Annotated in this window: 5 protein-coding genes and 1 pseudogene; 3 read left to right on the top strand and 3 right to left on the bottom strand. The window is 75.2% G+C overall.

The window, feature by feature from the left end:
* Positions 1-290 precede the first annotated feature (290 nt).
* The gene (locus tag ACFWIA_RS34835) at positions 291-1,667 is read left to right on the top strand and encodes an SGNH/GDSL hydrolase family protein (protein WP_387011284.1); all 1,377 of its coding nucleotides are present in this window, start codon (positions 291-293) and stop codon (positions 1,665-1,667) included.
* A gap of 49 nt (positions 1,668-1,716) precedes the next feature.
* On the opposite strand, the gene ACFWIA_RS34830 is transcribed toward ACFWIA_RS34835, so the two are convergent.
* Positions 1,717-2,754 carry an SEC-C domain-containing protein gene (locus tag ACFWIA_RS34830; RefSeq protein ID WP_387011283.1) on the bottom strand — a complete coding sequence of 346 codons (1,038 nt, stop codon included), beginning with the start codon at positions 2,752-2,754 and terminating at the stop codon, positions 1,717-1,719.
* 213 nt (positions 2,755-2,967) lie between these two features.
* Here ACFWIA_RS34830 and ACFWIA_RS34825 point away from each other — a divergent pair, with 213 nt between their 5' ends.
* Positions 2,968-3,258, top strand: coding sequence for a DUF6412 domain-containing protein (locus ACFWIA_RS34825; protein WP_387011285.1), 291 nt, complete (start codon positions 2,968-2,970; stop codon positions 3,256-3,258).
* Between the two features lie 334 nt (positions 3,259-3,592).
* Positions 3,593-4,360 (top strand): YidC/Oxa1 family membrane protein insertase, encoded by a 768-nt coding sequence (locus ACFWIA_RS34820; protein WP_387011282.1) that lies wholly within the window; start codon positions 3,593-3,595, stop codon positions 4,358-4,360.
* Positions 4,361-4,384: 24 nt separating this feature from the next.
* On the opposite strand, the gene ACFWIA_RS34815 is transcribed toward ACFWIA_RS34820, so the two are convergent.
* Positions 4,385-5,470, bottom strand: a complete 1,086-nt coding sequence (locus ACFWIA_RS34815) for a Gfo/Idh/MocA family oxidoreductase (protein ID WP_387011281.1) — start codon at positions 5,468-5,470, stop codon at positions 4,385-4,387.
* Between the two features lie 111 nt (positions 5,471-5,581).
* A pseudogene (locus tag ACFWIA_RS34810) lies at positions 5,582-6,902 on the bottom strand (hypothetical protein); the annotation flags it as partial.

The following is a 6,902-nucleotide window of genomic DNA, read 5'->3' as shown; positions in this document are numbered from 1 at the left end:
CCCCTGACGGGGCGCGCCCCCTGTGGCACACGGGCCGGAAGGCGCCCCGATAGGGGCGCGGGGAACTGCGCAAGACCACAGCGCACCCGCGGTGAACCTCGCAGGTCCAGCGGGACGTACCGAAGGGGCGCTCCTCACCGTCGTACTCCCGAAACGTCCTGTGAGTTCCCGGGGAGCCCCGGAAAGCGGGTCATTTCCGGACTCCCCGCCCGCGCGGGGGCCGGGTGGCGCATCATGAGGTGATCAGACCGGAGCCCCGCGGGGCTCCCCGTCCGAGGAGCGAGCGACGTATGACCGAGCGTCCCGACCGGGCTCCGGGGGCCTTCTTCCGCTCCCGCGCCGGCGCCCTGCTGGCCGTGCTGCTCGGCCTGGTGCTGCTGGTCTCCGGCGGCATCTGGACCGGCACGGCGCGCACCACCGACGACGACCGCCCCCGCGCCCGCACCGTACCCGCGCCCCGCACCGAGAGCGCGGGCCCCGGCTCCGTGTCGGCCGACTCCGCTTCGGCCGGCCGCTGGGCCACCAGCTGGGCCACCGCACCCGCCGGCGCCGAACCGGGCACCGCTTCCGGCGGCCTCGCCGACTGGTCCGTCCGCAACGTGGTGCACACCAGCATCGGCGGCACCGGAGCCCGGGTGACCCTCTCCCACCTGTACGGAACGACCCCGCTGCACGTGACGCACGCGACGCTCGCCGTGGCCGCGGACCGCGAATCCGCGGCGGCCGTCCGCGGCACCGTCCGTCGGCTGACCTTCGCGGGACGGACCTCCGTACGGGTGCCGCCCGGCGGGCAGGTGGTCTCGGACGCGGTGGCGCTACGGGTGCCCGCCGACGGACACGTGCTGATCACCACCTACGCGCCGACCCCGTCCGGCCCGGTGACGTACCACCCGAGGGCCCGCCAGACCTCGTACCTGGCCCGGGGCGACCACGCGGGCGCGGTGAGCGGCGCCGCGTACACCCGCAAGACACCCGTGTGGCGGTACGCGACCGCACTGGACGTCCGCGGCGGGGGCGCCCAGGGCACCCTGGCCGCGTTCGGCGACTCGCTCACCGACGGGGTCACCGCCACCGTCGACGCCGACCGCCGCTGGCCCGACGTGCTCGCCGACCGGCTGCGCGCCGCCCCCGACGGCCCCCGCTACGGCGTCGCCAACCTCGGCATCAGCGGCAACCGCATCCTGTCCGACGGCACCGGGAACCCCGCCGACAACCCGCGGGGCCTGACCCGCTACCCGCGTGACGTGCTGGACCGCAGCGGGGTGCGCGCGGTGGTGATCGCCCTCGGCATCAACGACATCCTGCGCGCCCCGCACGTCACCGACCCGGAGCGCATCACCGCCGGTCTGCGCGAACTGACCCGCAGCGCCCACGCCCGCGGGCTGCGCGTCCTCGGCGCCACCCTGATGCCCTTCCACGGCCACCGCGGCTACCGCGACGACCTGGAAGAGGTCCGGCAGGCGGTGAACGCCGAGATCCGCGCGGGCGGCGTCTTCGACGAGGTCGTCGACTTCGACCGGGCCCTGCGCGACCCGTACCACCCGAAGGCCCTGCACCCCCACTACGACTCCGGCGACCACCTGCACCCCAGCGACGCGGGTTACCACCGCATGGCGGAGACCGTCGACCTGGACGCGCTGCGGGGACGGGCGCCCGCGGCCCTGTGACCGACCGGCACCCCCGGCCGGCCACGGCGCCCGTCGAGCGGGGACGGGGTCAGCGCACCCCGTGACACTCCCCGTAGGTCCGGCCCGAGGAGCACCAACAGGGGTCCGTGGCCGCCGGCGGCCACGGCCGGGCCCGCCCCCGGGACGCCAGGGTGGTGGCGTACTGGGGGAGCAGCGACACCTCGGCGGGGCCGGCGCCCTCGGAAGCGGCGAACGCCTCGTAGGACGGCACCGTCGCGGTGACGATGCCGAGGTTCGGGGTGCCCGAGGCGGCCAGCTCCCGCAGTGCGGCCTCTATCGTCGCGAGGTGCTCCTCGTGCGAGGGGTACTCCGCGGCGAGCGACGGGTACGCCGCGACGAGTTCGGCGAGTTCACCGGCCGGCCAGTGCAGGACCGCCACCGGGAAGGGACGGGACAGCTGCTGGCGGTAGCCGCCCAGTTCGGCGCGGAGCCGGGAGATCTCGGCCCGTAGTTCCGCCGGGTCGTCCGACCCCAGCGACCACACGCGTTTCGGGTCGTGCAGTTCGTCCAGCGACACCGGCCCCGTGTGCAGGCCGTCCGCCAGGGTGTCCCAGGCGTCGTGCGCCTCGCCGAGCATCCGTCGCACCCGGTGCCGTCCGACCAGCACCGGCCGCACCTCCTGCGGCGGCTCCGGGTCCTCGCCCGCCGTGCCCGTCAGCACGGTCGCCGCCCGGGTGAACGTCTCGTGGGCCTCCTGGAGTTCGTCGTGCGCCTCCAGGGCCTCCGCGACGATCACCCACGGGCCGGGGGTGCGCGGCGCGGTGGCGCGCACGCCGTCGATGATCGCGCGGGCCTCGGCCTCGTGGCCGTACTCCCACAGGTTGGCGGCCTTCAGCGCACGGACCAGTGCGGGGTTCTCCAGCGGGACGGCGGCACCGGAGGACAACAGCCGGTCGTACAGGGCGCTGGCGCGTGCGCGTTCACCCGCGAGTTCGAGGTGCGCGGCGGCCTGCGACAGCAGGTGCTCGGCGTCCTGGGGATAGAGTCCGGCCGTGCGCTCCAGGCGCTCGGCTTCGGCAACGTGGGCGGCGGAATCGGCGTGCTCGGCAGGGGTGTCGGGGCGCATGACACCACACCGTACTGCGGAGCACCGACGGTGGTGGGGCGAGCCGGAGCCCACCACGGGACTCCCGGCCGCGGGACACGATCCTGTATAACGGCCTGTACGGTGAGGGTGGGAGACCACTTCGGTCGGGGAGGGCGCAACGTGCACGGCGGGACGGGGAACACGGCGGTACGGACCCGACGGTCGTCGGGTCGGTCGTCGACGTTCCGGTTCCTGGCCGCCCTCGGCGTGTTCGCCGTCTTCGAACTGCTCCTGCTCCACCTCGCCGACACCGGCAGCCTCTCCGCCGCCGTCGCCCTCGCGGCGACCGCCGCCGCCGGCACGGCCCTCGCCGCCGGCTTCCTCACCGCTGCCCATCGGGTACCCGCCGTGCCGCGGACCCGGGTCCGCACCGCCCTGCGCGACCGGGAGCGGCGCACCGCCTTCCTGCCCCAGCGCGATCCCGACGCGGCGGGCCGCACCCGCCCCCGGGCGCCGGGACACGCGGTCGTGACGGCCGCCTAGGCGGAGCCGCCCCGGGGTCCCCGGGACGTCCCGACATCCGCCCGGTACCTCTCCGGGGTGTCGCCGTGGTGCCTCCCGCCCCGTACGGGCGCCGAACCCGTACCCGGGACCCCACCACCACCGGCGCCGCCGACGGGCCGTCACCCGGTGCGCCGTCACGCCGCTCCCGCCGGGCCCCTGCCCGCGGGACCCGGCCGACCGCCCCGGTCATCGACCGACCCGTCATGTTCCGCCCGTGCCCCGCACCCCGCCGTGCCCCGCACCCGCCGCCCCGCGCCCGGGTGCGCCCGGTGCTGCGGTGCGCCCGCACGGCACCGCCCGGAAGGGACCCCGCATGTCCGTCTTCTCCGTCTTCTCCTCGGGGCTCTCGGCGTTCGCCGACCTCGTCGCCCTGCTCGCCGAGCTGCTCACCCCGCTCTTCGACGGCGGGGCCACCGCCGCCGCGATCGTCCTGTTCACCGCCCTGGTGCGGCTCCTCGTCCACCCGCTGTCCCGGGCGGCGGCCCGCGGTCAGAAGGCCCGGGCCGCGCTCGCGCCCCAGGTCGCCAAGTTGCGGGCCCGGCACCGCCGCGACCCGGAGCGGCTCCAGCGCGCCGTGCTCGAACTCCACGCCAAGGAGAAGGTGTCGCCGCTGTCGGGATGCCTGCCGAGCCTGCTCCAGGTGCCCGCGTTCTTCCTGCTGTACCAGCTGTTCTCCAGCTCCCGGATCGGCGGCGAAGCCAATGCGCTGCTGGACCACGCACTCGGCGGGGCGCCGCTCGGGGACCGCTGGACGGACGCCTGGTCGCACGGCGGCCCCTTCGGCGGCGCGGGGATCGTGTACCTGCTGCTGTTCCTGGTGGTGGCCGTCGTCGCGACGCTCGGCTACCGCCTGACGAAGGCCCAGCTGGCCGCGGCGCCGGCCCTGGCGGCGGACGCCGAGGCGCTGCCGGGCATGGCCGCGATGACCCGCTTCATGCCGCTGATGGGGTTCCTGACGCTGGTGACGGTCGCCGTGGTGCCGTTGGCCGCCGCCCTGTACGTGGTCACCAGCGCGGCGTGGACGGTGGCCGAACGCGCCCTGCTCTACCGCACCCCGGCCCTCGCCGCGTCCGCAGGCTGAACCCGCGCACCCCGGCCCGGGGCCTCACAGGGGCACCGGGCCGCCCTGCTCGGCGGACCGGCGGGCCGCCTCCAGGACGTCGAGGGCGGCGGCGGCCTCCTCGGGCGGCACCGGGTTGGGCGCGCCGTCCCGCACCGCCGCGGCGACCGCCGAGTAGAACGCGGGGTAGTCGCCCGGCACGCTCGGCTCGGGCCGCCCCCCGCCCGTCAACGGCGACTCGCCGGAGCCGACCCGCCCCCACATCGCCTGCGGCTCGACGCCCCAGGCGGCGCCGGTACCGGGCCGCGCCCCCTCGCGCAGCGCGGCCTCCTGCGGGTCGAGGCCGTACTTGACGTACCCGGCGCTGGAGCCGAGGACCCGGAAACGGGGGCCGAGCTGCGCGGTGGCGGAGGACACGTGGAGGTGCGAGCGGACCCCGCCGGCGTGGGTCAGCGCGAGGAAGGTGTCGTCGTCGGCCTCGGCACCGGAACGGCGTACGTCGACCTCCGCGTACACCGTGGTCACCGGGCCGAACAGGACGAGCGCCTGGTCGACGACGTGGCTGCCGAGGTCGTACAGCAGTCCGCCGATCTCGGTCGGGTTCCCCGATTCGCGCCAGCCGCCCTTCGGCTGCGGACGCCAGCGTTCGAAGCGGGACTCGAACCGCCAGACGTCCCCGAGTTCACCGGTCCCGAGGAGGCGGCGCAGGGTCAGGAAGTCGTTGTCCCAGCGGCGGTTCTGGAAGACGGACAGCAGCAGTGAGCGTGCCCCGGCGAGGGCCGCCAGCTCCCGGGCCGCCGCCGCGGTCCCGGCGACCGGCTTGTCCACGACGACCGGCAGCCCCGCTTCCAGGGCGGTGGTGGCCAGCGGTACGTGCGTCTTGTTGGGCGAGGCGACGACCACGAGGTCCAGTGCCTCCGCCCGCTCCCACAGCGCGTCGGCCGTGTCGACGGTGCGGACGCCCGGGTGGGCCTTGCCGGCCTGCTCCCGGCGCTCGGGGTTGCCCGTGACGACGGTGTCGAGGACCAGTCCGTCAGCGGCGGCGATCAGCGGGGCGTGGAAGACGGAGCCCGCGACTCCGTAACCGATGAGCCCGACGCGGAGCGGGGAACGGCTGGCGGCTGTCGTCATGCGGGCCACTCAACCAACGCCGTCGCCCCCGTGCAAGGACGGGGGCGACGGAGTCGGGTGCGTGCCGGTGGACCCGGCCCCGCCCGAACGGCGCGGCCGGGTCCACCGGGGTCAGGCGGTGTCCCGCACGGTCCCGGTGAACTCCGGGCCGTACTGCACTTCGCCGCTCTCCTCGTCGCTGACGGCGAGCTGGAGGCGCAGGCGCTCCGTTCCTTCGCTCACCGTGTCGGCGAGGGTCGGCACGGACACCAGCGCGCTCCGCTCACCCTGCGGCACGTTGAGCCACAGCCACGGGTGGTAGGGCTCCGGGTAGACCCGGGACAGCGGGAGCTCCGGGGCCGGCTCGATGCCCAGCTGGTCCCGCAACCAGGTCGGGTCGACGTCCTTGGTGGACAGTTCGGCGCCGGAGGTGACGGGGAGGATGCGGAGGTTCGCCAGGTAGAAGTCCGACTCGGTGACCGCGGACAGGGCGACCCGCCAGGTCAGCGGCTTCCCCTCGGCCACGTCATCGGCGACCGGCGTCACGGTCACCTCGGGCATCGGGTCGTCGTTCTGCACGGTCATCGAGCCGTCGGTCGCACCGACCACCGCGCCGCGCACCGCCTTGGCGTACACGTAGTTCCACTCGGATTCCCCGAAGAGCTTGTCGCCCTTCACCGTGAACGGGACGTCCACGCCCTGGCTGCCCGGCTTGACGGTCACCGTGCGGTGCTTGACGCCCTGGCCGGGGGAGACCACGAACACCCGGACCTTGCCGGTGCCCTGCCCGGAGACGCTGACCGGGAGTCGGACGGTACGGGTACCGGAGTCGCCCTCCTTGACGGTGAGGGTGCCGAGGTCGATGCGCGGCATGTTCTTCGCCGGGTCGGGCGCCGGGGTGCCGGGGCGCCAGCCCCAGGCGTCCATCAGCAGCAGCTCGCCCTTGGTGGTGCGCGGGACGAGTTCGAGGCTCTTGAGCTTGCTCCGGTCGAGTCCGGCGCGCACCGCGGCCTTCAGCGGGACGCGGACCTCACGGGCCCAGCCGGAGGTGGTCATGCGGGTGCCGGGCAGTCCGTCCACCTTGACCTGGCCCAGGTCGGCCCGCCGGCCGTTGGTGTCGGTGATGCGGACGTCCAGCTTGGTGCCGGTGGTGTTGGGCGGCACGATCACGCGCAGCGCGAGGGCGTCGGAGCCCTTCACCGAGAACGGCCGGGACGGCGTCACCTTGATGGGGGAACCCGTACGGGACCACTTGGCCGTCACCGCGTGCCGGTCCGGCTCCGAGGGGACCGTCCACCAGGCGAAGTGCGGGGAGCGGAACGTGCTTTCCTCGGGCAGGCAGCTCTTCGCCTCGTTCCGGTCGACCTGGTTGCAGACCTTGCCGCCGGTGACCTTGGTGGAGGTGGTGGGCAGGACCGCGGGCTTGCGGTGGGCGCCGACCGCGTGGGTGAGG

It is taken from the genome of Streptomyces sp. NPDC127068 (genome assembly GCF_042724695.1).
Lineage (GTDB): Bacteria > Actinomycetota > Actinomycetes > Streptomycetales > Streptomycetaceae > Streptomyces.
The sequence above is the reverse complement of the archived record's forward strand: the minus strand, read 5'-3'. Positions and strand labels throughout refer to the sequence as shown.